Genomic DNA, 21,745 nt, shown 5'->3' with positions numbered 1-21,745 from the left:
TGTTTAGCATATTAAACGGAGGGGCTATGCGGCAATTCGATTACCTGAAGGCGTCAATTAAGCAGAAGAGCTGCACTCTGCAGCAGGTGGCGGATGCCAGTGGCATGACCAAAGGCTACCTCAGCCAGCTGCTAAACGACAAAATCAAAAGTCCGAGCGCCCAGAAACTGGAGGCGCTGCACCGCTATCTTGGCCTGGAATTTCCACGGCGTGAGAAAAAGGTCGGCGTGGTGTTTGGTAAATTTTACCCCCTGCACACCGGCCACATCTATCTGATCCAGCGCGCCTGTAGCCAGGTGGATGAGCTGCACGTGATCCTGTGTTACGACGAACCGCGTGACAGAGAGCTGTTCGAGAACAGTTCGATGTCGCAACAGCCGACGGTCAGCGATCGTCTGCGCTGGCTGCTGCAAACCTTCAAATACCAGAAAAACATCCATATTCATTCGTTCGACGAGCAGGGCATTGAACCCTATCCGCACGGTTGGAACGTCTGGAGCGATGGGGTGAAGGCCTTCCTGGAACAGAAAGCCATAGTGCCGAGTTTCATCTATTCCAGCGAAGCGCAGGACGCCCCGCGTTACCGTGAACATCTGGCGATTGAAACCGTCCTGATCGATCCCGAACGTTCATTTATGAATATTAGCGGCCGCCAGATCCGTCAGGATCCGTTCCGCTATTGGGATTATATTCCGACCGAAGTGAAGCCGTTCTTTGTGCGTACCGTGGCGATCCTCGGCGGGGAGTCGAGCGGTAAATCGACCCTGGTGAACAAGCTGGCAAACATCTTTAACACCACCAGTGCCTGGGAGTATGGCCGCGACTATGTGTTCTCGCACCTCGGCGGGGATGAGATGGCGCTCCAGTATTCCGACTACGACAAAATCGCCCTCGGGCAGGCGCAGTACGTCGACTTTGCGGTGAAGTACGCCAACAAAGTGGCATTTATCGACACCGACTTTGTCACCACTCAGGCGTTTTGCAAAAAGTACGAAGGGCGCGAACACCCCTTTGTGCAGGCGCTGATCGACGAGTATCGGTTTGATCTGGTGATCCTGCTGGAAAATAACACCCCCTGGGTGGCGGATGGCCTGCGCAGTCTGGGGAATCCCAAGGATCGCAAGGTGTTCCAGCATTTGTTGGAAGAGATGCTGCGTGCCAATAACATCGAGTACGTACACGTGGAGTCCAGCGACTACGACGAACGCTTCCTGCGCTGCGTCGAGCTGGTCAAGCAGTTGCTGGCAGCTGATGCCAGTCGGCTGGTCGGTGTTGCAGCGGTATAAGCCATTGGGGCGCAGTTCAGTGCTGCGCCCCAACTGTCATCAGTAAACAATCACCAGTTTGCCCTGCATATGCCCGTCGAGCAGTTTTTTATGCGCGGCGGTCAGGGTCTCTACCGTCAGCCCTTGCAAGGTTTCGCTCAGGGTGGTGCTCAGTTTTCCTTCATCCAGTAGTTGCGCCACTTGCTTGAGGATCTCACCCTGTTGGGCGATGTCCGGCGTGGTGAACATGCTGCGAGTAAACATCAATTCCCAGTGCAGCGCGGCACTTTTCAACTTCAATGCATTTTGGTCCAACGGCTGGGCGTTTTCTACGATGGTGCAGATATGGCCCATTGGCGCGATCAGATCGGAAATGGCTTGCCAGTGACCGTCGGTATCGTTCAGGCAAAGAATATAATCCACGCTCTCAATACCCTGCTGCGCCAGATTAGCTTTCAAATCGTGGTAGTCGACCACCAGATCGGCACCGCGCTCCCGACACCAGGCCGCTGATTCGGGGCGTGATGCAGTCGCAATTACCTTTACCTGGCTGCGCTGGGCAGCAAATGGGATTGCCAACGAACCTACGCCACCGGCACCGCCGATAATCAACAGGGTTTTGCCAGGCGCAGCGTCCTGAATTTTCAGGTGTTCGAACAGCGCTTCCCAGGCGGTCAGGGCGGTCAATGGCATCGCCGCGGACTCGGCCCAGTTCAGGCTGCGTGGCTTATGGGCGGTAATGCGCGAATCAATCAACTGATGGGTGGTGTTGCTGCCTGGGCGGGTGATGTCACCGGCATACCAGACTTCATCGCCGGGCTTGAAACCGCTGACGCTGCTGCCCACTTCTACCACTACGCCGCTGGCATCCCAACCGAGAATACGTGGCTGCTGCAGGCCGCTTTTTTGCAGACCGGCGTGAACCTTGGTGTCCACCGGGTTGACCGACACCGCTTTGACTTCCACCAGTAAATCGTACTGGCCTGGGGTGGTTTTTTCCGGGCTGATTTCAATGAAACCGGCGGGGTTTTTCGGGTCTACGGCAATGGCTTTAATCGGCATGACTTTGCTCCTTTCGAATGTATAGCCCCAGTGTAGACCTGTTGGAGGGGAGTGATAAGATGGACAATAACTAACTAAGTGTTCGTTTGAGGTGAACAATGAGGTTTAAGCAGCTACAGGATATGGCGTTGTTTGCGCTGGTGGCCGAGTGTGGCAGTTTTACCGCCGCCGCCAAACGTGCCGCTTTGCCGAAGTCCAGCGTTAGCCAACGCATCAGCCAGTTGGAACAGACGCTGGGCCTGCGGTTGCTGAACCGTACTACCCGTCAGCTCAATCTGACCTTTGCCGGCGAGCGTTATCTGGAGCACTGCCAGGAGATGCTGTCCGCCGCCGAACGGGCCGATCTGGCGCTGCAACGGCTGCGTGATAACCCCAGCGGGCGGTTGCGCATCTCGACGCCTGCCGGACTGGGGGCGACGTTGCTGGCGCGGCTGGCGGCGGATTTCCAGCGCCAATACCCGGACGTCTCACTGGAGGTGTCGGTGTCTGATGCGATGGTGGACATGGTGCAGGAAGGGTTCGATGCGGCGTTGCGCACCGGCAAGCCACAGGACTCTTCACTGATTGGCCGTCGCTTGGGGCATGCGCCGCGTTATTTGCTGGCTTCACCGGCTTATTTGGCAGAGTCCCCACCGATTGTCGATCCGCAGCAGTTGCAGCAGCACCGTTGTATTGCACACCGCTCCTGGCCGGTCTGGAGCCTGCGCAGGGGTGACGACTATTTTCGTTGGCAACTGCCGATGCGGCATATCACCGATAATCTGTTGTACGCGCGTGAATGTGCGATTGCCGGTGCGGGCATTACCTTGCTGCCGGCTTTTCTCAGCCGTGAGGTGGTGGCACAGAGGCAATTGGTTGAGGTGTTGCCGGACTGGCAGGCGGAAGGCAATGAACTGTATTTGGTCTATCCGAGCCGCAAGTTGAATTCACCGGCGCTGGCCTGTTTTATCGATGTGGTATTGCAGCACCCGGTATTTGACGACTATGCCCGCGAGCTGGCGCGGGAATAAAAAAGGCGCCGCATGCGGCGCCTTTCGGGTTACTTGGTGATTCTCTTGTACTTGATACGGTGTGGCTCAAGCGCTTCGGCACCCAGCGTCCGTTTCTTGTACTCTTCGTATTCGGTGAAGTTACCTTCGAAGAACTCCACTTTGCCTTCATCCTGGTAATCCAGAATGTGGGTGGCGATGCGGTCAAGGAACCAACGATCGTGCGAGATAACCATCGCGCAGCCAGGGAACTCCAGCAGGGCGTTTTCCAGCGCGCGCAGGGTTTCAATATCCAGGTCGTTGGTCGGTTCATCGAGCAGCAGTACGTTGCCGCCAACCTGCAGCAGCTTGGCCAGATGCAGACGACCACGTTCACCCCCGGACAACTCGCCGACGCGTTTGCCCTGATCGACACCCTTGAAGTTAAAGCGGCCGACGTAGGCGCGGCTTGGCATTTCGGTGTTGCCGACACGCATGATGTCCTGACCGCCTGAGACTTCTTCCCACACGGTTTTGGAGTTATCCATGCTGTCGCGGAACTGATCGACCGAGGCCAGCTTGACGGTGTCACCCAGCACGATGCTGCCGGAATCAGGCTGTTCCTGACCGGACATCATGCGGAACAGCGTGGATTTACCCGCGCCGTTCGGGCCGATAATGCCGACAATCGCGCCTTTCGGTACCGCAAAGGTGAGATCGTCAATCAGTAAACGGTCGCCGTAGGACTTGCGCAGGTTACTGATTTCTAGAACCTTATCACCCAGGCGTGCGCCAGGTGGGATAAAGAGTTCGTTGGTCTCGTTACGCTTCTGGTAATCAGTGCTGTTCAGCTCTTCAAAGCGGGCCAAACGGGCCTTGCCTTTAGACTGACGGCCTTTAGCGCCCTGGCGAACCCACTCCAGCTCTTTCTCGATGGATTTGCGACGTGCGGCTTCGGAAGAGGCTTCCTGCGCCAGACGAGCGTCTTTCTGCTCCAGCCAGGAAGAGTAGTTACCTTCCCATGGAATGCCTTCGCCACGGTCCAGCTCCAGGATCCAGCCGGCCACGTTGTCGAGGAAGTAACGGTCGTGGGTAATGGCCACCACGGTGCCTTCGAAGTCGTGCAGGAAGCGTTCCAGCCAGGCCACGGATTCAGCATCCAGGTGGTTGGTCGGTTCGTCGAGCAGCAGCATGTCCGGCTTTTCCAGCAGCAGGCGGCATAGCGCTACGCGGCGACGCTCACCACCGGAGAGGTTGGCGATTTTCGCGTCCCATTCCGGCAGGCGCAACGCATCGGCGGCACGCTCAAGCTGGGTGTTCAGGTTGTGACCATCGTGGGCCTGAATGATCTCTTCCAGGCGGCCCTGTTCAGCGGCCAGCTTGTCGAAGTCGGCGCCTTCTTCAGCGTACAGCGCGTACACCTCATCAAGACGTTTCAGCGCGCCGACCACTTCCGCCAGCGCTTCTTCGACTGACTCACGAACGCTGTGTTCCAGGTTCAACTGCGGTTCCTGTGGCAGGTAACCGATTTTAATCCCTTGCTGCGGGCGGGCTTCACCTTCGATATCGGTATCGATGCCGGCCATGATGCGCAACAGAGTGGATTTACCTGAGCCGTTCAGACCCAGCACGCCAATTTTGGCGCCCGGGAAGAAGCTCAGCGAGATGTTTTTCAGGATGTGACGCTTCGGCGGAACCACTTTGCCGACGCGATGCATGGTATAGACGTATTGAGCCACGGTGCCTCTGCCTCTCTATATCAGTTTTTATAGGATGTCTGGCTGCGGAGTGTAGCCCGTTTCGAAAGCGGATCCCAGACATCACACAGCGATCGCTAAGTATAACCCTATAGCTTTCAAGTTGCAGCTAGGCGGCCAGCTCGCTCATCCCCAGGCGCTTACTTGAGTAAGTAACTGGGGTGAGCTAGTGCAGGTAACAACGCTGCGGCTTGAAAGATGACGGGTATAACCCTTTATGCGCCCGTGATGGCGCATATTGGTCGCTTAAGGGGTGACAACAATAGCGACGCGGCGGTTTTCCGCACGGCCGCTGGAGGTGCGGTTATCGGCCACCGGATCGCGTTTACCCATGCCGCGGGTTTCGATGTTGGAACGAGGAATGCCGACGCTGGCCAGCAGATCGGCCACCGCATTGGCGCGGCGCAGCGAAAGCTGATCGTTATAGCTGTCTTCACCGTAATTATCCGTATGACCGTCCAGACGGAATTGGGTGATGCCGACGCTCATCAGCGCGCGACCCATTTTTTGTACCGTATCGGTGCTTTCCGGGTTCAGTTTGCCGACGTTATTGCCAAACAGCACCTTGTCGGACAGGCCAAATTCCCAGCCGTTGTCCGTCAGCTTGAACCCTTGTGACTGCAACAGGGCAATCTGCTCAGGCGTCAGGCCCTGCGGTTTGCTCTGGCAGCCGGCGAGCGCCAGCAGGGCGATAAACATCATCGCCAGCAGTGAGAAACGGTTTTTTAGTGTTTGCTGTATCATAATCAAATCCCTAGTTTTATTTTTTAGCCGGGGCTTTATTTCTGTATTGCCAGCCGCCAGCCTCCGTTATAACGATGCTTTGCCTGGTACATTGCATCGTCAGCTTCGTGCAAGAGCCCTTGAGGCGTTACCGCATGCTCAGGGTAAAGGGCAATACCGATACTCAGAGAGGAAATCACCGCCTCGTCGTTCGGCAAAATGACCGGTTGGGTCATGCAGTCGATAATGTTATCGGCAATCTGCAGGACATCTTCCGTAGTGTGGACCGGAGCCAATAATACGGCGAACTCATCACCTCCTAAACGTGCCACCAGGTCGCTTTCACGCAGCTGTGCGCGAATGCGCCCGGCAATGGTGGTCAGCACCATGTCGCCTGCGGCGTGACCGTAGCTGTCATTGACCTCCTTGAAGCGGTCACCGTCGATAAACAGCACCGCCAGCTTTTCGGTCGGTTTAATGTCCCCCAACGCACGGCTCAGTCGCCCTTCAAAGAAGGCGCGGTTCGGCAAGCCGGTCAGGCTGTCGTGCGTTGCCCGGTGAGTCAGTGAATCATTTTCCTGTTTCAGGTGTGCCTGCCAGGCTTCCAGCTCATCGAGCAGGCCATTAAAGTCGACGCTCAGCTCATGCAGTTCGGCAATCGGCGCTGATGGCACCCGCAGGCCAAAGGCGCGATCGCGGCGTACCGCATGTGCGACATTGGCGATGTCATCCAGCGAACGGACAATCCCCAGCAGCATGCGGCGGGAAAGCACCAGCGCACACAGGGTACTGAGCACCAGACAGGCGATCATGCCGACCATACCGCGCAACAGAAAACGCAACAGGCTGCCGCCGTGGCCGAGCAGCCATACTTTGCCGACCTCTTTGCCTTCGTGAGTAATCGGCAGGATCACCGGCTCGGGCAGCGCCCAGTGGGCCACGATTTCTTCCATACCGTGCAGCGGGCCATCTTTGGGATGACGCCAACTGGCGAGCACTTTGCCGCTGTTGTTCAGAATTCTTGCCTCTGATACTTCTTCTTTGGAGGCGATTAATACCAGTGCCTCACGTGCGGCAGTGCGGTCTTCAAATACCACGGCAGCTTCGACGGTGTAGCTGATGGAGCGCGCAATCAGATGCAGGTTATGGTCGGCATAGGCGCGCAGCGCAAACAACGCGACCAGCGTCAGGAAAATTCCGGCGGTGCCGACGGCAATCAGCGCCAGTCCAAGGTGCACCCGTTGCAGCACCCGCCCCAGCGTAGGTCGCGACTGACCCGATCGGTTCTTGCGCAACCACTTCATAGTGGGGGGACCTGTTTGCGTGCCAGTTGCAGCACGTTGGGGTGAACGCGCACGCCGCTGCGTGCCAGTGCGTCAAGGTTCACTTTAAAGCTGGCCGTGTCACCTTCGAACTGCAGGCAAAACGCGTTGCCGGCGGAGCATTCATCATCATTCTCGCTGATGCTGAGAATGGAGTGGCCGTTAATGCGTTGCATAAAATTCTGTTTCTGGCCGGCATTGATATTGCCCAAATAAATCACGTCACAGCCGGTGCTCAGCAACGGGCTGTCGAAAGCGATACGCTCGGCTTTTATTGGCCTGGGGGCGCTCAGCAAGATGGGATCGAACAGGCCTTCGGCATATTGTGTCGGCGCAGTCACGCAAAGTCGGATGGGGTTGGGTTCACTGGGCCAGCGGGCATAGCTGATAATGCCGACTACCACGGTAGTGACGGCGTGGGTGCGACTTTTATGTGGGTCGCCAGTCTCGGGACGTGCCAAACCGGGAAATGCCAACAGGGCGAGCAGAACCAGCGACAACAGACGGCTGCAGTCCAGACGTGCGCAAATGAAGCTCCTGAGGGAGCTTTTTGCGCAGGTCGCTAACAACGCGGCATACTTTGCCATCTTCATCTGCCATTCCTGCCCACGTCCGCAGTGCTGTTGCGGCAACATAACAATGAGAAGCCTGACCCGGTTGAAGGGATAATTGTCTTGCTGAAAACTGTCAATCGCACTGCCTGGTGAACACTATCTAACCCATAATTGGCGCGGATTGTATTATAAGATATCCCTGTTGCGCGCTTTATGTGCCGTTTTCTCGGAATTATCCTAGCTTTTTTTAATAGTATAAAAACGTCCCTCAGGGTTTGCCAGGCGTTTTCTGCAAAGTTAGTGCGGCAGGCCTGGATTCCGGCGGTTTGCGCAACGTTTCTGCTTATCGTTTTGATGGCGAAATCCTGCGACGGCTAATAATTTCAAATGGCTTCATTTTATATTGGCAGCGGGGATTAATAATTGAGGATCCGGCCGGTTAGTGTTAACGCCGGAGTGAAATGATTAATACGGCAAAATTGTCGCCAGCTTTAATTAATTTGTCAGCGAGGGTAAACCTTTTTTACCTGAGGCCCATCGTGACGATAAACTTCTTCTACAGTAGTGAATGGATAAGCGATCCCGCTGTCTATGGTAGATGGCTGAGCGGGTTGCTCAGCGCCCCCTCTTTTGTTCTGGCGTGCCGGATAGTCGTTATCCCACGACAGGGCGTGAAATACTCGGAGAGCCGGGTTTACCGATCCGTTGGCTGCTGGCGTAGCGCGGCAACGGGGTGAACCGGCTCTGGCAACACCATCAGCATTAGCGAGGAAAGAGTCAGTATGGTCAAGGTAGACAAGTGGCGGTTTTTAGCTGTGGGCCTGTGCCTGACGGCATTTTCAAGCGCCGCATTGGCGGACTCGCTGGACGCTCAGCGTCAGCGTTACCTGCAGATTAAGCAGGCGTGGGACAGTAAACAGATGGACGTGGTGGCGCAACTGATGCCGACGCTGCGTGATTACCCGCTTTACCCTTATCTGGAATACCGTGAGCTGACGCAAGATCTCAGCCAGGCCGGATTCTCTGAGGTAAATGACTTTATCAAGCAGCATACGACGCTGCCGCCGGCCAAGTCACTGGCTCCGCGTTTTGTGAATGAACTGGCGCGACGTGAAGACTGGCGTACCCTGTTGACCTTCAGCCCGCAGCCGCCGAAACCTATCGCGGCACGCTGTAATTATTACTATGCCAAATGGGCCACCGGCGATAAGCCTGCGGCCTGGAGCGGCGTCGACGACATCTGGATGAGCGGTAAATCGTTGCCGGGGGCCTGTGACAAGTTGTTCAACGTGTGGCAGGGGGCTGGTAAACAAACGCCATCGGCTATTTTGGAACGCATGAAACTGGCGTTGAAAGAGGGTAACAGTGGCCTGGTGAACAGCCTCTACCGTCAGTTGCCGTCAGATTATCAGACCATGGGCGATGCCCTGGTGCGCCTGCAAAACGATCCTGCGACGGTCGAGTCCTTTGCCCGCAGCGTGGGCCCGACTGACTTTACCCGTGCGGCAACCGGCATCGCTTTCGAGCGTCTGGCGCGTCAGGATGCGGAAAATGCCCGCGCGATGATCCCAACTCTTGCCCGCCTGCAGAAAATGAGCGACAGCGAACGGCTGGGGCTGGAAGAGGCAGTGGCATGGCGTCTGATGGGCAGCGACGCGACCTTTGAACAGACCCAGTGGCGCGACAAGGTGATCTTGCGTAGTCAGTCACCGGCACTGCTGGAGCGTCGCGTGCGTATGGCGCTGGGCGCCAGCGATCGTCAGGGGGTGGCAACCTGGCTGGCGCGTCTGCCTACGGAATCACGTAATAAAGATGAATGGCGCTACTGGCGTGCGAGCATTTTACTGGATGAAGGCAAACGTAGCGAAGGGGAAGAGATCCTGCGTCGGCTGATGAGCGAACGTGGCTTCTATCCGATGGTAGCGGCGCAGAAACTGAATACGCCTTATCCGGTGATGGTGGCAGTGGCGGCGAAGCCCCGCGCTTCGCTGGTGGACGGACCGGAAATCGCCAGGGTGCGCGAACTGATGTACTGGAACATGGATAATCTGGCGCGCAGTGAATGGACTTCGTTCGTGGCCAGCCGCAGCCGTCCGGAACAGGAAGCGCTGGCGCGTTACGCTTTTGAGCAAAAATGGGCCGATCTCAGCGTGCAGGCGACCATCGTCGGCAAAATGTGGGATCACCTTGAAGAACGCTTCCCGGTGGCCTGGCCGCAAGAATTCCGTGCCGCGACCGATGATAAGGGGATAACGCCAAGCTATGCCATGGCCATTGCCCGTCAGGAGAGCGCCTGGAACCCGAAAGCGCAGTCACCGGTCGGGGCCAGCGGCCTGATGCAGGTGATGCCACGTACCGCGCAGCATACCGTGCAGATGTACAATATTCCCGGTTACTCAAGCCCAAGCCAACTGCTTGATCCGCGCGTCAATATTACCATCGGTACCAGCTATCTGGAGTACGTATACCAGCAGTTTGGTCGCAACCGTATCCTGTCATCGGCGGCTTACAATGCCGGTCCATCGCGGGTGAATACCTGGCTGGGTAACAGTGAAGGGCGGGTTGACGCGGTGGCGTTTGTCGAAAGCATTCCGTTCTCGGAAACCCGTTCCTACGTGAAGAACGTGTTGGCTTACGACGCATTTTATCGCTATCTCATGCACCGGCCGGCCAAAGTGCTGACCGATGCCGAGTGGCAGAGGCGTTATTGATTTTGACGTCGCTATGGTATGCTGCTGTACTAGTTAAATAGTATGGTGGCTTGCCATGACGCAATTATCGCTTAACGACCCGGCTCTTTCAGAACAAGGTAATGAGGATTGGCTGCGCTTTGTTGCGCTGCTGCAGAATTCGTTTGCCCAGGATTTGCACCAACCACTGATGCAACTGCTGTTGACGCCGGACGAACGCACGGCTTTAGGTACGCGGGTACGGATTATTCAGGAGCTGATGCGCGGTGAAATGAGCCAGCGTGAGCTGAAAAACGAACTGGGGGCGGGAATTGCCACCATCACTCGCGGTTCGAACAGCCTGAAGGCGGCGACGCCAGCGCTGAAACAGTGGCTGGAACAGCAGTTGCTGGGCGATGCACAGTAGCGCCGCGCCCGGCAAAGGTTATTTCTGTGCTGCGTTGTTATGGTTCTGGTAGATCGGGTTGTGGAAAGGCACCAGCGCCAACAGCAGAGCCTGATGGTAAACGCTGGTGCGGCTCAATCGCCCATCGGTAAAGATACCGATAGCGCCACCCTGGCGTTTCACTTCGGCATTGCCGGTGATGATCGCCATCTCACTCCCCAATTCGCGGCCGGCGCGAATTCCCTGTAAAATTGTCTCCGGTAGCATCAGACTGGCTGAGCGCGATTCGCCACGGGTATGCGGGTTTTCCACCGTCATCCAGGCGAAAGTCATATTCTCTTCGATTCCTGCTTCTATGCCGACCCAAAAGTCGGCCTCCGGGCGTACCTGCCGTGCTTCCATTACGCGCTGACGTGCGCCGGTGCGGGTTTCGTGATTACCTATGGGTTGCAGTGAGACACCGCTGGCGACGTCGACCGATTCAATACGGCATTGGCCCGTGCCAAAGGTGTCATCAAAGGCCAATTGAATAGCCTTGATCTTTGCTGGGTTGGTAGTTGCAGCGACAACATGATACATAACGGGTTTGGCATCCTTAAGCTAAGAGCCTATTCACTACGTCAGACGCTTGCGCAAGCGGCATCTGACGACGATAAACTCAGGTTTCACGCAGTATAACGGAAAAGCAAAATGTTACAGGTATACCTCGTTCGCCACGGCGAAACGGAATGGAATGCGGCTCGCCGTATCCAGGGACAGTCCGACAGCCCGTTGACCGCTAACGGTGAACATCAGGCTCGTCTGGTTGCCCAGCGCGTCAGCAAACAAGGCATCACGCACGTGATTACCAGCGATCTGGGGCGTACCCGACGCACCGCGCAAATCATCGCAGAGGCTTGCGGCTGCGAGGTGATAACCGATCCACGTTTGCGTGAGTTGCATATGGGGGTGCTGGAAGAACGCCTGATCGACAGCCTGACGCCACAGGAAGAACAGTGGCGTAAGCAGATGGTCGATGGTACTGCCGACGGCCGGATCCCTCAAGGTGAATCCATGAGTGAGCTGGGTGACCGGATGCGCGAGGCACTGGAAAGCTGCCTGATGTTGCCTGAGGGCAGCAAACCGTTGATTGTCAGCCACGGTATCGCTTTGGGCTGTTTAATCAGTACCGTGCTCGGGTTACCGGCCTACGCCGAGCGCCGCCTGCGTTTACGCAACTGTTCATTGTCGCGAGTCGATCATCAGCAGAGTCCCTGGTTGGCTTCTGGCTGGATCGTCGAAACGGCGGGCGATGTCACGCATCTGGACACGCCCGCGCTGGACGAACTGCAGCGTTAACGGCGGATCGGGATCAAATAATCGCAGTTGATCTCGGTCGGCGGTTGGGGTGGCCGACGGTCACCCTTGGGATAAAAGCGCTCAATATCGTGCCCTTTACGGCGCGTGAGTTTGAGCGCCGGCAGGCAGGTGCCATACACGGTCAGAATGAAGTCTTGCAGGCCAGAGGTCGGGCCTTCATAGCTGAACATCGCGTACTCGCCACCTTGCAGCACCAGTGGCTGTCCGGCCACGATCTTTGCCGGCACGTGATGTGGCTCCAGCGCTGTGGTGTATAGCACTTCCTGTTCGTCGTCTTTTTCCTGACTCGGGCGTGAATGGTGCAGCCCGTACAGTACCGGCGGTAGCGTTTCAGCTTCGCCCAAATACTGGCGCCAGAATTGTGAACGCAATTCGGTACGACAGTGAGAGATTTGCTCCAGCGTACAGGAATAGCTTTGCGTCAGGCCAATCAACTGCTGTTCCGGCAAGGTAACAAATTCTGGCTGCGGCAGAGTAAAGGCACCCAGGCGGATCGGCGGACAGATGCCGAATGCGCTCCAGTCTTCGGCTCGGCGGTACAGCGCTGGCGTTTGGGCAAACTGTTTCTTAAATGCGCGTGTAAATGTCTGCTGCGAGTCGAAGCGATACTGTAAGGCGATATCCAAAATTGGTCGGCTGGTTAAACGCAGCGCCACCGCAGCCTTGGATAATCTCCTTGCCCGGATATAAGCGCCGATGGCGTTACCGGTAATATCTTTAAACATCCGTTGTAAATGCCATTTAGAGTAACCCGCTTTGGCCGCCACGTTGTCCAATGACAGGGGCTGGTCCAAATGGCTTTCCAGCCAGATAAGCAGATCACGAATAATACCGGCTTGATCCATAGATCTTCCTCGTAGAGCTTTAGGGTAGGGACCCGAACTGTTTATTCATTACGCTGGTGCTTGCGCTATCAGACCAATCCATGAGCCATTTTGCGTAGCACTCTTTGCCTCTTGCAGCGCGTTGCGCAAGGGTTGGACAGGGGCACACCTAAACGGGCGCAAAGATATAACGACGCCGCATAATAGCAATTTTTTTCCTCCGAGACTCTCAAAGATTTTTTTCACGCTCTGTGCTAAAAAGATCGGTGCGGACTGGAAAGATCCCTATTCTGTGACCTAAAACATAAACAATATTGATTGCCTGCGTCTATTTTCAGGATTCAGGCTATTGGAGTTAAGTGAATGAAAAAAGGATGGATATTTTTGTTTGGTTTAGTTTGCGCAACGGTAAATAGTGCGCAGGCAGAACAGGTTGGATCGGTCGATACGGTATTCAAACTCTTTGGTCCGGACCATAAAATTGTGGTGGAAGCCTTCGATGATCCTGATGTTAAAAATGTAACTTGTTATATCAGCCGGGCAAAAACCGGTGGCATCAAAGGTGGGCTGGGATTAGCGGAAGATACCGCGGATGCCGCCATTTCTTGCCAGCAGGTCGGGCCGATTGCGCTGAACGATAAAATCAAAAATGGTAAGGCGGAAGGGACCGTGGTGTTCCAGAAACGAACGTCGCTGGTGTTCAAGAAACTGCAGGTGGTGCGTTTCTACGATGCAACTCGCAATGCGTTGATTTATCTGAGCTATTCAGATCGTGTGGTGGATGGTTCACCGAAGAATGCGCTGAGCGCCGTGCCGATCATCCCTTGGGGTGAGGCAAAATAAGATTTGGGGTTCGACGGAACCCCAAATATTTTAACGCGGGAAACTTACTCTTCCAGATCACCGCAGAAACGGTAACCTTCACCGTGAATGGTGGCGATGATTTCTGGCGTGTCCGGTGTCGATTCGAAGTGCTTGCGGATGCGACGGATGGTCACGTCCACGGTGCGGTCATGTGGCTTCAGCTCGCGGCCAGTCATCTTCTTCAGCAGATCGCCACGGGATTGGATCTTGCCCGGATTTTCGCAGAAGTGCAGCATGGCGCGGAATTCACTGCGTGGCAGTTTATACTGCTCACCCGCTGGGCTGATCAGTGAGCGGCTGTTGATGTCCAGCTCCCAACCATTGAATTTGTAGCTTTCAACCAGACGACGTTCTTCGCCGACGCTGCCCAGGTTCATGGTGCGTGACAGCAGATTGCGTGCGCGAATGGTCAGTTCACGCGGATTGAATGGCTTGGTGATGTAATCATCAGCGCCGATTTCCAATCCGAGGATCTTATCAACTTCGTTATCACGGCCGGTCAGGAACATCAGCGCAACGCTGGCCTGTTCGCGCAATTCACGCGCCAACAGCAGGCCATTTTTGCCTGGCAGATTGATGTCCATGATAACCAGATTGATATCATTTTCAGACAGGATGTTGTGCATTTCTGCACCATCATTGGCTTCATGAACAACGTAGCCTTCCGCCTCGAAAATGCTCTTCAGGGTGTTACGAGTGACTAGCTCGTCTTCGACAATCAGAATGTGCGGGGTCTGCATATATGCTACCTAAAATTGCCAACAAAATAGAAAATAGGAAGTACAGAAGTCTTTGTTTTCATAGCGGAGGGCAGAGATTAGCGCTCACGTTCCCTGCTACCCAATGACTAAAGTACGTAAACTCGTTCTTGATGCACTTTCCATCCCATGTCAACAAGATCGCTAGCTTGGTTGGGGCGCTATTCCTTACATCCCCAAAGGTGCCAAAACGGTGCATATCCTAACCGTATTAACAGCAATATAACAGTGCACACCGAATTCATCACCCAACAAAACTAAGGTTTGTTGACATATATCAAATTCAATTGTAGCACGTTAACAGTTTTGTGAAAAACACTTACAGAAATGCCAGCTTAAGTCACAGAACTCTAAATTCTGTGTTCGATTCAGCATTGTGGCACCTAATGAGGTAGAATTATTGGCTTATTGATAAATGGCTTCTTTTAACGCTTTGATTAATAAGCGTAGTAAAACATAAGTAGCAATAATATGTATTACGCGCAATTTATCAGGTCAATAACCCATTTAACTCCGTCTATCGTGCTCTCCGGGATTATTGTTGCACAGATGTAAATATAAGCAGACTATCCCAAACAGTCAAAAATACGCGATCCCTCATTCAGTGGAGTATTGATGCAGCTTCATATTGTTTTAGTGGCTCCGGCGCGGCCGGAAAACGTCGGCGCTGCGGCGCGGGCAATGAAAACCATGGGTTTCACTTCGTTGCGCATTGTCGACAGCGAAGCGCACCTGCAACCGGCGGCTCGCTGGGTTGCTCATGGGGCGGGGGATATCCTCGACGGCGTGCAAACTTTTGCCACTCTTGAGCAGGCGCTGGCGGACGTGGATTTCACCGTTGCCACCACTGCCCGCAGCCGCGCACGTTTCCATTATTACTGTACGCCGCAGCAACTGCTGGGTCAGTTGAATGAGCGCAGCCAATGGGTAGGTCAGGCGGCGTTGGTGTTTGGCCGTGAAGATTCAGGCCTGACCAATGAAGAGCTGGAACTGGCGGATCTGTTGACCGGCGTGCCGATGCAGGCGGATTACCCTTCGTTGAATCTCGGCCAGGCAGTGATGGTGTATTGCTATCAATTGTCGGAGCTGATGAATGTTAGCGCACCGCAGGAGCCGGCGGCCAATGAGGGCCAGCTCAAGGCGTTGCGTCAGCGAGCCGAGGGATTATTGACGGCACTGGAGGTCAGTGACGATCAAAAATTACGCGATTGGTTGCATCAGCGGCTTGGCGCGTTACAGCAGCGCGATACCGCGATGTTGCATACTTTGCTGCATGACATCGAAAAAAAACTGACAAAGTGATACCCGCAAACTGGGCTAGTTAGGCAGTGTGATCCACTATCAAACTGTTACCTGTCTGTCTTTTTATTCTGTCATTTGGCTTTTTGACTATCGCATTGCCCAGTTGCGCTGCTGGGTGATAAACAAGCAAAAACAAGAAATAATTTGACTTGGGATAGTGATTGCTTTAACCAATAGAGGGGACAGAGTAATTAATGAGACAGACAGACAAAATGCGAAATATCAGCCTGAACACAACAATTATTACCACCACCGATACCACAGGTAACGGGGCGGGCTGACGCGTACAGGAAACAAAAGAAAAAAGCCCGCACCTAACCAGTGCGGGCTTTTTTTTCGGCTTAAATTCGGGAGAGATAAGAAATGCGAGTGCTGAAATTTGGCGGAACCTCGGTAGCGAATGCAGAACGTTTTCTGCGCGTTGCCGACATCATGGAAAGTAACGCACGTCAGGGACAGGTGGCCACGGTCTTGTCCGCTCCGGCTAAAATCACCAACCATTTGGTGGCGATGATTGAAAAAACGGTAGCGGGGCAGGACATTCTGCCAAATATGAGCGATGCAGAACGCATCTTTGCCGACCTGCTGAGCGGCCTGACGCAGGCGCTGCCAGGCTTTGAGTACGATCGCCTCAAAACCCTGGTCGACCAAGAGTTTTCACAACTCAAGCAGGTATTGCACGGCGTTGCGCTGCTGGGGCAATGCCCGGACAGTGTGAATGCGGCCATCATCTGCCGCGGTGAGAAGCTCTCGATTGCCATCATGGAAGGGGTGTTTCGTGCCAAGGGTTTCCCGGTTACGGTGATCAACCCGGTGGAGAAGCTGCTGGCACAGGGGCACTATCTGGAGTCCACGGTAGATATCGCCGAATCCACACTGCGTATCGCCGCTGCGGCAATCCCGGCGGATAACATCGTGCTGATGGCCGGTTTCACCGCCGGTAATGACAAAGGGGAACTGGTGGTGCTGGGCCGTAACGGCTCTGACTACTCTGCGGCGGTACTGGCAGCCTGCTTGCGCGCCGACTGTTGTGAAATCTGGACCGACGTTGACGGTGTTTATACCTGCGATCCACGCACTGTCCCGGACGCCCGGTTGCTGAAATCGATGTCGTACCAGGAAGCTATGGAGCTTTCCTATTTCGGCGCCAGCGTGCTTCACCCCCGCACTATCGCTCCCATCGCCCAGTTCCAAATCCCTTGCCTGATCAAAAATACCGCCAATCCGCAGGCCCCGGGCACGCTGATCGGCGGCGAAAATTTGGATACCGAAACTCCGGTGAAGGGCATCACCAACCTGAATAACATGGCGATGATCAACGTATCCGGACCGGGAATGAAGGGCATGGTCGGCATGGCTGCGCGAGTGTTCGCCGTGATGTCGCGTGCCGGTATCTCGGTGGTACTGATCACTCAGTCTTCCTCTGAATACAGCATCAGCTTCTGCGTACCGCAGAGTGAGCTGCAACGTGCGCGTAAAGCGCTGGAGGACGAGTTCTATCTTGAATTGAAAGACGGCCTGCTGGAGCCGCTGGACGTGATGGAACAGTTGGCGATCATCTCGGTCGTTGGCGATGGCATGCGCACCCTGCGCGGCATTTCGGCCAGCTTCTTCTCCGCACTGGCGCGCGCCAATATCAACATTGTCGCTATTGCCCAGGGGTCTTCCGAGCGTTCCATCTCTGTAGTGGTCAGCAATGACTCCGCCACTACCGGCGTTCGCGTCTGTCACCAGATGCTGTTTAACACCGATCAGGTGATTGAAGTGTTTGTCATCGGCGTCGGCGGCGTGGGTGGCGCGTTGATCGAACAGATCTACCGTCAGCAGCCGTGGCTGAAACAAAAACATATCGATCTGCGGGTGTGCGGTATCGCCAATTCACGCGCCATGCTGACCAACGTACACGGCATCGCACTGGAAAGCTGGCGGGATGAGCTGGCCGGTGCGCAGGAGCCGTTCAACCTCGGTCGCCTGATCCGCCTGGTGAAGGAGTACCACCTGCTGAATCCGGTGATTGTCGACTGTACCTCCAGCCAGGCGGTGGCCGATCAATACGCCGATTTCCTGGCCGATGGTTTCCACGTGGTGACACCGAACAAAAAAGCCAATACCTCATCGATGAACTATTACCAACAGCTGCGCACCGCCGCTGCCGGTTCACGTCGCAAGTTCCTGTACGACACTAACGTCGGTGCGGGCTTGCCGGTGATCGAGAACCTGCAAAACCTGTTGAACGCCGGTGATGAACTGACGCGCTTCTCCGGTATCCTGTCCGGTTCGCTGTCATTTATTTTCGGCAAGCTGGACGAAGGTATGTCGTTGTCGGCCGCGACTCTGGAGGCTAAAGCCAAAGGGTATACCGAGCCGGATCCACGTGACGATCTTTCCGGTATGGACGTTGCCCGCAAGCTGTTGATCCTGGCCCGTGAGGCGGGTTACAAACTGGAATTGGCGGATATTGAGGTTGAGTCGGTGCTGCCGCCTTCCTTTGATGCCACCGGTGACGTGGAAACCTTTATGGCGCGCCTGCCGGAGCTCGACAAAGAGTATGCCCGCAACGTGGCCAACGCCGCCGAGCAAGGCAAGGTATTGCGCTATGTCGGGGTGATCGAAAATGGCCGCTGCCAGGTACGTATAGATGCGGTAGACGGTAACGATCCGTTGTATAAAGTGAAGAACGGCGAGAACGCTTTGGCTTTCTACAGCCGCTACTATCAGCCATTGCCTCTGGTGCTGCGCGGCTACGGCGCCGGTAACGATGTGACCGCAGCGGGGGTGTTTGCCGACCTGTTGCGCACACTGTCATGGAAGTTGGGAGTTTAATATGGTTAAGGTGTATGCGCCGGCCTCAATTGGTAACGTCAGCGTCGGTTTCGACGTTCTGGGTGCAGCAGTGTCGCCGATCGACGGGACCTTACTGGGCGACTGCGTCAGTGTAGAGGCCGCCGAAACGTTCAGTCTGCAGAATGCCGGGCGCTTCGTCAGCAAACTGCCGGATGACCCGAAAGAGAATATTGTCTACCAGTGCTGGGAGCGTTTCTGCCAGGAAATCGGTCAGCAGATCCCGGTGGCGATGCGGCTCGAGAAAAACATGCCAATCGGTTCAGGGCTGGGTTCCAGCGCCTGTTCGGTGGTCGCCGGGTTGATGGCGATGAATGAGTTCTGCAACCGCCCGCTGGACAAAATGACGCTGTTGGGCCTGATGGGCGAGTTGGAAGGCCGCATTTCCGGCAGCGTGCATTACGATAACGTGGCGCCTTGCTATCTCGGCGGCCTGCAACTGATGCTGGAAGAAGAAGGCTTCATCAGCCAGGAAGTGCCATGCTTTAAAGACTGGCTGTGGGTGATGGCTTACCCGGGCATCAAGGTATCCACCGCCGAAGCGCGTGCGATTCTGCCCGCGCAGTATCGTCGTCAGGACTGTATCAGCCACGGTCGCTATCTGGCGGGCTTTATCCACGCCTGCCATACCCAACAGCCGCAGCTGGCCGCCAAACTGATGCAGGACGTGATTGCCGAGCCCTACCGCACCCGCCTGTTGCCGGGCTTTGCCGACGCACGCAAGGCTGCCCAGGATATCGGTGCGCTGGCTTGTGGTATTTCCGGTTCCGGCCCGACGCTGTTCGCCGTCTGTGATGACGGCGCGACCGCACAACGTATGGCCGACTGGCTGACTAATCACTATCTGCAAAACGACGAAGGTTTTGTTCATATTTGCCGCCTGGATACCGCAGGCGCACGACTACTGGGATAACGCATGAAACTGTACAACCTTAAGGATCATAACGAGCAGGTCAGCTTTACACAGGCGATCAAACAGGGCCTGGGCAAGCAGCAAGGGCTGTTTTTCCCGCTGGATTTGCCTGAGTTTGAGCTGACTGAAATCGACCATCTGCTGGAACAGGATTTTGTCACTCGCAGTAGCCGCATCCTGTCGGCGTTTATTGGTGATGAAGTCTCTGAGGAGGCATTGCGTAAGCGTGTTGCGGCAGCCTTTGAGTTCCCGGCACCGGTAGCGCAAGTGGAAGATGACATTGCCTGCCTGGAACTGTTCCACGGTCCAACGCTGGCGTTCAAAGACTTCGGTGGCCGCTTTATGGCGCAAATGCTGGCAGAAGTAGCGGGCGATGAGCCGGTGACTATCCTGACCGCGACCTCCGGGGATACCGGTGCGGCAGTGGCCCATGCTTTCTACGGCCTGAAGAATGTGCGTGTGGTGATCCTGTATCCACAGGGCAAAATCAGCCCGCTGCAGGAAAAGCTGTTTTGCACCCTGGGTGGCAACATCCACACCGTGGCGATCGACGGTGACTTTGACGCCTGCCAGGCGTTGGTGAAACAGGCATTTGACGATCAGGAGCTGAAAGAAGCGCTGCACCTGAACTCGGCCAACTCGATCAACATCAGCCGTCTGCTGGCGCAAATTTGCTACTACTTTGAAGCGGTGGCGCAACTGCCGCAGGAAGCCCGTAATCAACTGGTGATCTCGGTACCCAGCGGCAACTTCGGCGATCTGACCGCCGGTCTGCTGGCCAAATCATTGGGCCTGCCGGTGAAGCGTTTTATCGCCGCGACCAATGCCAACGACACCGTGCCGCGCTTCCTGACTAACGGTCAGTGGCAGCCGCATGCCACGGTAGCTACGTTGTCCAATGCCATGGATGTTAGTCAGCCGAACAACTGGCCGCGGGTCGAGGAGCTGTTCCGTCGTAAGATCTGGCAGTTGAAAGAGCTGGGTCATGCCACGGTCAGTGACGAAACCACCAAGGACAGCATGCGTGAGCTGGCGAAGCTGGGTTACCTCTCCGAACCGCACGCGGCAATCGCTTATCGCGCGCTGCGTGACCAGTTGCAGGAAGGGGAGTTTGGTTTGTTCCTCGGCACGGCACATCCGGCCAAGTTCAAAGAGAGCGTTGAGGAGATCCTTGGTCAGGAACTGCCGCTGCCGAAGGCATTGGCGCTGCGTGCCGATTTGCCGCTGCTGTCCCACAGCCTGCCGGCCGGTTTTGGCGAACTGCGTAAGTTCCTGATGGCTCTGCCTGCCTGACTTGGGTGGGGCTCTGCCCTGATATAAAAGCGAAAAGCCGTCATTGCGACGGCTTTTTTATGGGCGGGTGTTTCACTGCTCGGGGCGTTTGAACACCAATTCGTTGCCTTTGGAATTAGCCGGGTCGAAAGCGTAGCCTTCCAGGTTAAAATCAAGCAGTTGTTCGCGCTGGGTCAGGCGATTCTTGATGATAAAACGGCTCATCAGTCCGCGCGCTTTCTTGGCGTAGAAGCTGATCACTTTGTATTTGCCGTTCTTCTCGTCGAGGAACACCGGTTTAATCAGCGTGCCATGCAGTTTGGCCGGCTTCACCGATTTGAAGTATTCGTCGGAAGCCAGGTTGACCACCACGTCGTCCCCCTGTTGTACCAGCGCCTCGTTGAGCTTCTTGGTGATCTGCTCGTCCCAGAAACTGTACAAATCCTTGCCCTTGGCATTCTCCAGCTTGATACCCATCTCCAGACGGTAAGGCATCATCAGATCAAGCGGACGCAGCACGCCGTACAGTCCGGACAGCATGCGCAGATGCTGTTGGGCGAAATCAAAGTCATCTTCGCTGAAATCCTGCGCGTGCAGGCCGGTATAAACGTCGCCTTTAAACGCCAACAGTGCCTGGCGGGCATTGTCCGGGGTGAATTTCGGTTTCCAGTCGCCAAAGCGCGCGGCGTTCAGGCCAGCCAGTTTATCGCTGATGCCCATCAGGCTGGCGATTTGCACCGGCGTCAGGTCGCGGCAGATTTTGATCAACTGCTTCGATTTGTCCAGTAGCTCCGGCTGGGTGAAGCGTTCGGTTGCCAGCGGGCTTTCGTAATCAAGAGTTTTTGCAGGTGAAATAATAACGAGCATGGCCAGATCCTGTTTATCC

At 55.5% G+C, this 21,745-nt stretch carries 20 protein-coding genes and 1 other annotated feature; of the genes, 11 read left to right on the top strand and 9 right to left on the bottom strand.

Going from position 1 to position 21,745, the window contains the following annotated elements; all coding sequences use genetic code 11:
• Positions 1 to 26: 26 nt before the first annotated feature.
• Positions 27 to 1,286, top strand: coding sequence for a multifunctional transcriptional regulator/nicotinamide-nucleotide adenylyltransferase/ribosylnicotinamide kinase NadR (nadR, locus tag BEI65_RS09755; protein WP_085120142.1), 1,260 nt, complete (start codon positions 27 to 29; stop codon positions 1,284 to 1,286).
• Between the two features lie 39 nt (positions 1,287 to 1,325).
• On the opposite strand, the gene BEI65_RS09750 is transcribed toward nadR, so the two are convergent.
• Positions 1,326 to 2,327 carry a zinc-binding alcohol dehydrogenase family protein gene (locus BEI65_RS09750; RefSeq protein WP_099063149.1) on the bottom strand — a complete coding sequence of 334 codons (1,002 nt, stop codon included), beginning with the start codon at positions 2,325 to 2,327 and terminating at the stop codon, positions 1,326 to 1,328.
• Between the two features lie 98 nt (positions 2,328 to 2,425).
• Here BEI65_RS09750 and BEI65_RS09745 point away from each other — a divergent pair, with 98 nt between their 5' ends.
• Positions 2,426 to 3,337: a LysR family transcriptional regulator gene (locus BEI65_RS09745; protein ID WP_099063148.1), complete on the top strand. Its 912-nt coding sequence runs from the start codon at positions 2,426 to 2,428 to the stop codon at positions 3,335 to 3,337.
• Positions 3,338 to 3,366: 29 nt separating this feature from the next.
• Here BEI65_RS09745 and ettA read toward each other — a convergent pair whose 3' ends face one another.
• The 4 genes from ettA to BEI65_RS09725 form a co-directional block, all read right to left on the bottom strand.
• Positions 3,367 to 5,034 carry an energy-dependent translational throttle protein EttA gene (gene ettA, locus BEI65_RS09740; RefSeq protein WP_099063147.1) on the bottom strand — a complete coding sequence of 556 codons (1,668 nt, stop codon included), beginning with the start codon at positions 5,032 to 5,034 and terminating at the stop codon, positions 3,367 to 3,369.
• Between the two features lie 264 nt (positions 5,035 to 5,298).
• Positions 5,299 to 5,796 carry an OmpA family protein gene (locus BEI65_RS09735; RefSeq protein ID WP_099063146.1) on the bottom strand — a complete coding sequence of 166 codons (498 nt, stop codon included), beginning with the start codon at positions 5,794 to 5,796 and terminating at the stop codon, positions 5,299 to 5,301.
• A 35-nt stretch (positions 5,797 to 5,831) separates the two neighbouring features.
• The gene (locus BEI65_RS09730; RefSeq protein ID WP_099063145.1) at positions 5,832 to 7,079 is read right to left on the bottom strand and encodes a diguanylate cyclase domain-containing protein; all 1,248 of its coding nucleotides are present in this window, start codon (positions 7,077 to 7,079) and stop codon (positions 5,832 to 5,834) included.
• Positions 7,076 to 7,690: a YfiR family protein gene (locus BEI65_RS09725; protein ID WP_099063144.1), complete on the bottom strand. Its 615-nt coding sequence runs from the start codon at positions 7,688 to 7,690 to the stop codon at positions 7,076 to 7,078. The genes BEI65_RS09730 and BEI65_RS09725 overlap by 4 nt, the downstream gene beginning before the upstream one ends.
• 743 nt (positions 7,691 to 8,433) lie before the next feature.
• On the opposite strand from BEI65_RS09725, the gene sltY reads away from it, so the two are divergent.
• Both sltY and trpR read left to right on the top strand, forming a co-directional pair.
• Positions 8,434 to 10,362: a murein transglycosylase gene (gene sltY, locus BEI65_RS09720; protein ID WP_099063143.1), complete on the top strand. Its 1,929-nt coding sequence runs from the start codon at positions 8,434 to 8,436 to the stop codon at positions 10,360 to 10,362.
• A 55-nt stretch (positions 10,363 to 10,417) separates the two neighbouring features.
• Positions 10,418 to 10,747 carry a trp operon repressor gene (gene trpR, locus BEI65_RS09715; protein ID WP_012005129.1) on the top strand — a complete coding sequence of 110 codons (330 nt, stop codon included), beginning with the start codon at positions 10,418 to 10,420 and terminating at the stop codon, positions 10,745 to 10,747.
• Positions 10,748 to 10,765: 18 nt separating this feature from the next.
• On the opposite strand, the gene yjjX is transcribed toward trpR, so the two are convergent.
• Positions 10,766 to 11,305, bottom strand: a complete 540-nt coding sequence (gene yjjX, locus BEI65_RS09710) for an inosine/xanthosine triphosphatase (RefSeq protein WP_099063142.1) — start codon at positions 11,303 to 11,305, stop codon at positions 10,766 to 10,768.
• A gap of 111 nt (positions 11,306 to 11,416) precedes the next feature.
• Between yjjX and gpmB the strand changes: the two genes are divergently transcribed.
• Positions 11,417 to 12,064, top strand: a complete 648-nt coding sequence (gene gpmB, locus BEI65_RS09705) for a 2,3-diphosphoglycerate-dependent phosphoglycerate mutase GpmB (RefSeq protein ID WP_099063141.1) — start codon at positions 11,417 to 11,419, stop codon at positions 12,062 to 12,064.
• On the opposite strand, the gene robA is transcribed toward gpmB, so the two are convergent.
• Positions 12,061 to 12,930 (bottom strand): MDR efflux pump AcrAB transcriptional activator RobA, encoded by an 870-nt coding sequence (robA, locus tag BEI65_RS09700; protein WP_099063140.1) that lies wholly within the window; start codon positions 12,928 to 12,930, stop codon positions 12,061 to 12,063. The two genes, gpmB and robA, sit on opposite strands and share 4 nt — an antisense overlap.
• Before the next feature lie 342 nt (positions 12,931 to 13,272).
• Here robA and creA point away from each other — a divergent pair, with 342 nt between their 5' ends.
• On the top strand, positions 13,273 to 13,752 hold the full coding sequence (gene creA, locus BEI65_RS09695; protein ID WP_099063139.1) for a protein CreA: 480 nt from the start codon (positions 13,273 to 13,275) through the stop codon (positions 13,750 to 13,752).
• A 44-nt stretch (positions 13,753 to 13,796) separates the two neighbouring features.
• Here creA and arcA read toward each other — a convergent pair whose 3' ends face one another.
• Positions 13,797 to 14,513, bottom strand: coding sequence for a two-component system response regulator ArcA (gene arcA / locus BEI65_RS09690; protein WP_064798650.1), 717 nt, complete (start codon positions 14,511 to 14,513; stop codon positions 13,797 to 13,799).
• 633 nt (positions 14,514 to 15,146) lie between these two features.
• Between arcA and BEI65_RS09685 the strand changes: the two genes are divergently transcribed.
• From BEI65_RS09685 to thrC, 5 genes are all read left to right on the top strand, one after another.
• The gene (locus BEI65_RS09685) at positions 15,147 to 15,833 is read left to right on the top strand and encodes a tRNA/rRNA methyltransferase (RefSeq protein ID WP_099063138.1); all 687 of its coding nucleotides are present in this window, start codon (positions 15,147 to 15,149) and stop codon (positions 15,831 to 15,833) included.
• Between the two features lie 194 nt (positions 15,834 to 16,027).
• A complete protein-coding gene (thrL, locus tag BEI65_RS09680; protein ID WP_071592991.1) occupies positions 16,028 to 16,114 on the top strand; it encodes a thr operon leader peptide in 87 nt (28 codons plus the stop codon).
• Positions 16,053 to 16,171 (top strand) — a sequence feature (Thr leader region). Its footprint overlaps the gene before it by 62 nt.
• Positions 16,172 to 16,196: 25 nt before the next feature.
• Entirely contained in the window at positions 16,197 to 18,656 is a 2,460-nt protein-coding gene (thrA, locus tag BEI65_RS09675) for a bifunctional aspartate kinase/homoserine dehydrogenase I (protein ID WP_099063137.1), read from the top strand.
• Between the two features lies 1 nt (position 18,657).
• Positions 18,658 to 19,587, top strand: a complete 930-nt coding sequence (thrB, locus tag BEI65_RS09670; RefSeq protein ID WP_099063136.1) for a homoserine kinase — start codon at positions 18,658 to 18,660, stop codon at positions 19,585 to 19,587.
• Positions 19,588 to 19,590: 3 nt separating this feature from the next.
• Positions 19,591 to 20,880, top strand: a complete 1,290-nt coding sequence (gene thrC, locus BEI65_RS09665; protein ID WP_099063135.1) for a threonine synthase — start codon at positions 19,591 to 19,593, stop codon at positions 20,878 to 20,880.
• A gap of 72 nt (positions 20,881 to 20,952) precedes the next feature.
• On the opposite strand, the gene yaaA is transcribed toward thrC, so the two are convergent.
• The gene (gene yaaA, locus BEI65_RS09660) at positions 20,953 to 21,726 is read right to left on the bottom strand and encodes a peroxide stress protein YaaA (RefSeq protein WP_099063134.1); all 774 of its coding nucleotides are present in this window, start codon (positions 21,724 to 21,726) and stop codon (positions 20,953 to 20,955) included.
• Positions 21,727 to 21,745 lie beyond the last annotated feature (19 nt).

Origin of the sequence: Serratia sp. BW106 (assembly GCF_002607755.1) — a bacterium.
In the GTDB taxonomy this organism is placed as follows: Bacteria; Pseudomonadota; Gammaproteobacteria; order Enterobacterales; family Enterobacteriaceae; genus Serratia; species Serratia proteamaculans.
This window is presented reverse-complemented; position numbering and strand designations above follow the sequence as displayed.

What these genes read in the sequence shown, in the direction of transcription:
- nadR (WP_085120142.1), top strand. Translation starts at nt 27, where the DNA reads ATGCGGCAATTCGATTACCTGAAGGCGTCAATTAAGCAGAAGAGCTGC.
- BEI65_RS09750 (WP_099063149.1), bottom strand. Translation starts at nt 2,327, where the DNA reads ATGCCGATTAAAGCCATTGCCGTAGACCCGAAAAACCCCGCCGGTTTC.
- BEI65_RS09745 (WP_099063148.1), top strand. Translation starts at nt 2,426, where the DNA reads ATGAGGTTTAAGCAGCTACAGGATATGGCGTTGTTTGCGCTGGTGGCC.
- BEI65_RS09735 (WP_099063146.1), bottom strand. Translation starts at nt 5,796, where the DNA reads ATGATACAGCAAACACTAAAAAACCGTTTCTCACTGCTGGCGATGATG.
- BEI65_RS09730 (WP_099063145.1), bottom strand. Translation starts at nt 7,079, where the DNA reads ATGAAGTGGTTGCGCAAGAACCGATCGGGTCAGTCGCGACCTACGCTG.
- BEI65_RS09725 (WP_099063144.1), bottom strand. Translation starts at nt 7,690, where the DNA reads ATGAAGATGGCAAAGTATGCCGCGTTGTTAGCGACCTGCGCAAAAAGC.
- sltY (WP_099063143.1), top strand. Translation starts at nt 8,434, where the DNA reads ATGGTCAAGGTAGACAAGTGGCGGTTTTTAGCTGTGGGCCTGTGCCTG.
- trpR (WP_012005129.1), top strand. Translation starts at nt 10,418, where the DNA reads ATGACGCAATTATCGCTTAACGACCCGGCTCTTTCAGAACAAGGTAAT.
- yjjX (WP_099063142.1), bottom strand. Translation starts at nt 11,305, where the DNA reads ATGTATCATGTTGTCGCTGCAACTACCAACCCAGCAAAGATCAAGGCT.
- gpmB (WP_099063141.1), top strand. Translation starts at nt 11,417, where the DNA reads ATGTTACAGGTATACCTCGTTCGCCACGGCGAAACGGAATGGAATGCG.
- robA (WP_099063140.1), bottom strand. Translation starts at nt 12,930, where the DNA reads ATGGATCAAGCCGGTATTATTCGTGATCTGCTTATCTGGCTGGAAAGC.
- creA (WP_099063139.1), top strand. Translation starts at nt 13,273, where the DNA reads ATGAAAAAAGGATGGATATTTTTGTTTGGTTTAGTTTGCGCAACGGTA.
- arcA (WP_064798650.1), bottom strand. Translation starts at nt 14,513, where the DNA reads ATGCAGACCCCGCACATTCTGATTGTCGAAGACGAGCTAGTCACTCGT.
- BEI65_RS09685 (WP_099063138.1), top strand. Translation starts at nt 15,147, where the DNA reads ATGCAGCTTCATATTGTTTTAGTGGCTCCGGCGCGGCCGGAAAACGTC.
- thrL (WP_071592991.1), top strand. Translation starts at nt 16,028, where the DNA reads ATGAGACAGACAGACAAAATGCGAAATATCAGCCTGAACACAACAATT.
- thrA (WP_099063137.1), top strand. Translation starts at nt 16,197, where the DNA reads ATGCGAGTGCTGAAATTTGGCGGAACCTCGGTAGCGAATGCAGAACGT.
- thrB (WP_099063136.1), top strand. Translation starts at nt 18,658, where the DNA reads ATGGTTAAGGTGTATGCGCCGGCCTCAATTGGTAACGTCAGCGTCGGT.
- thrC (WP_099063135.1), top strand. Translation starts at nt 19,591, where the DNA reads ATGAAACTGTACAACCTTAAGGATCATAACGAGCAGGTCAGCTTTACA.
- yaaA (WP_099063134.1), bottom strand. Translation starts at nt 21,726, where the DNA reads ATGCTCGTTATTATTTCACCTGCAAAAACTCTTGATTACGAAAGCCCG.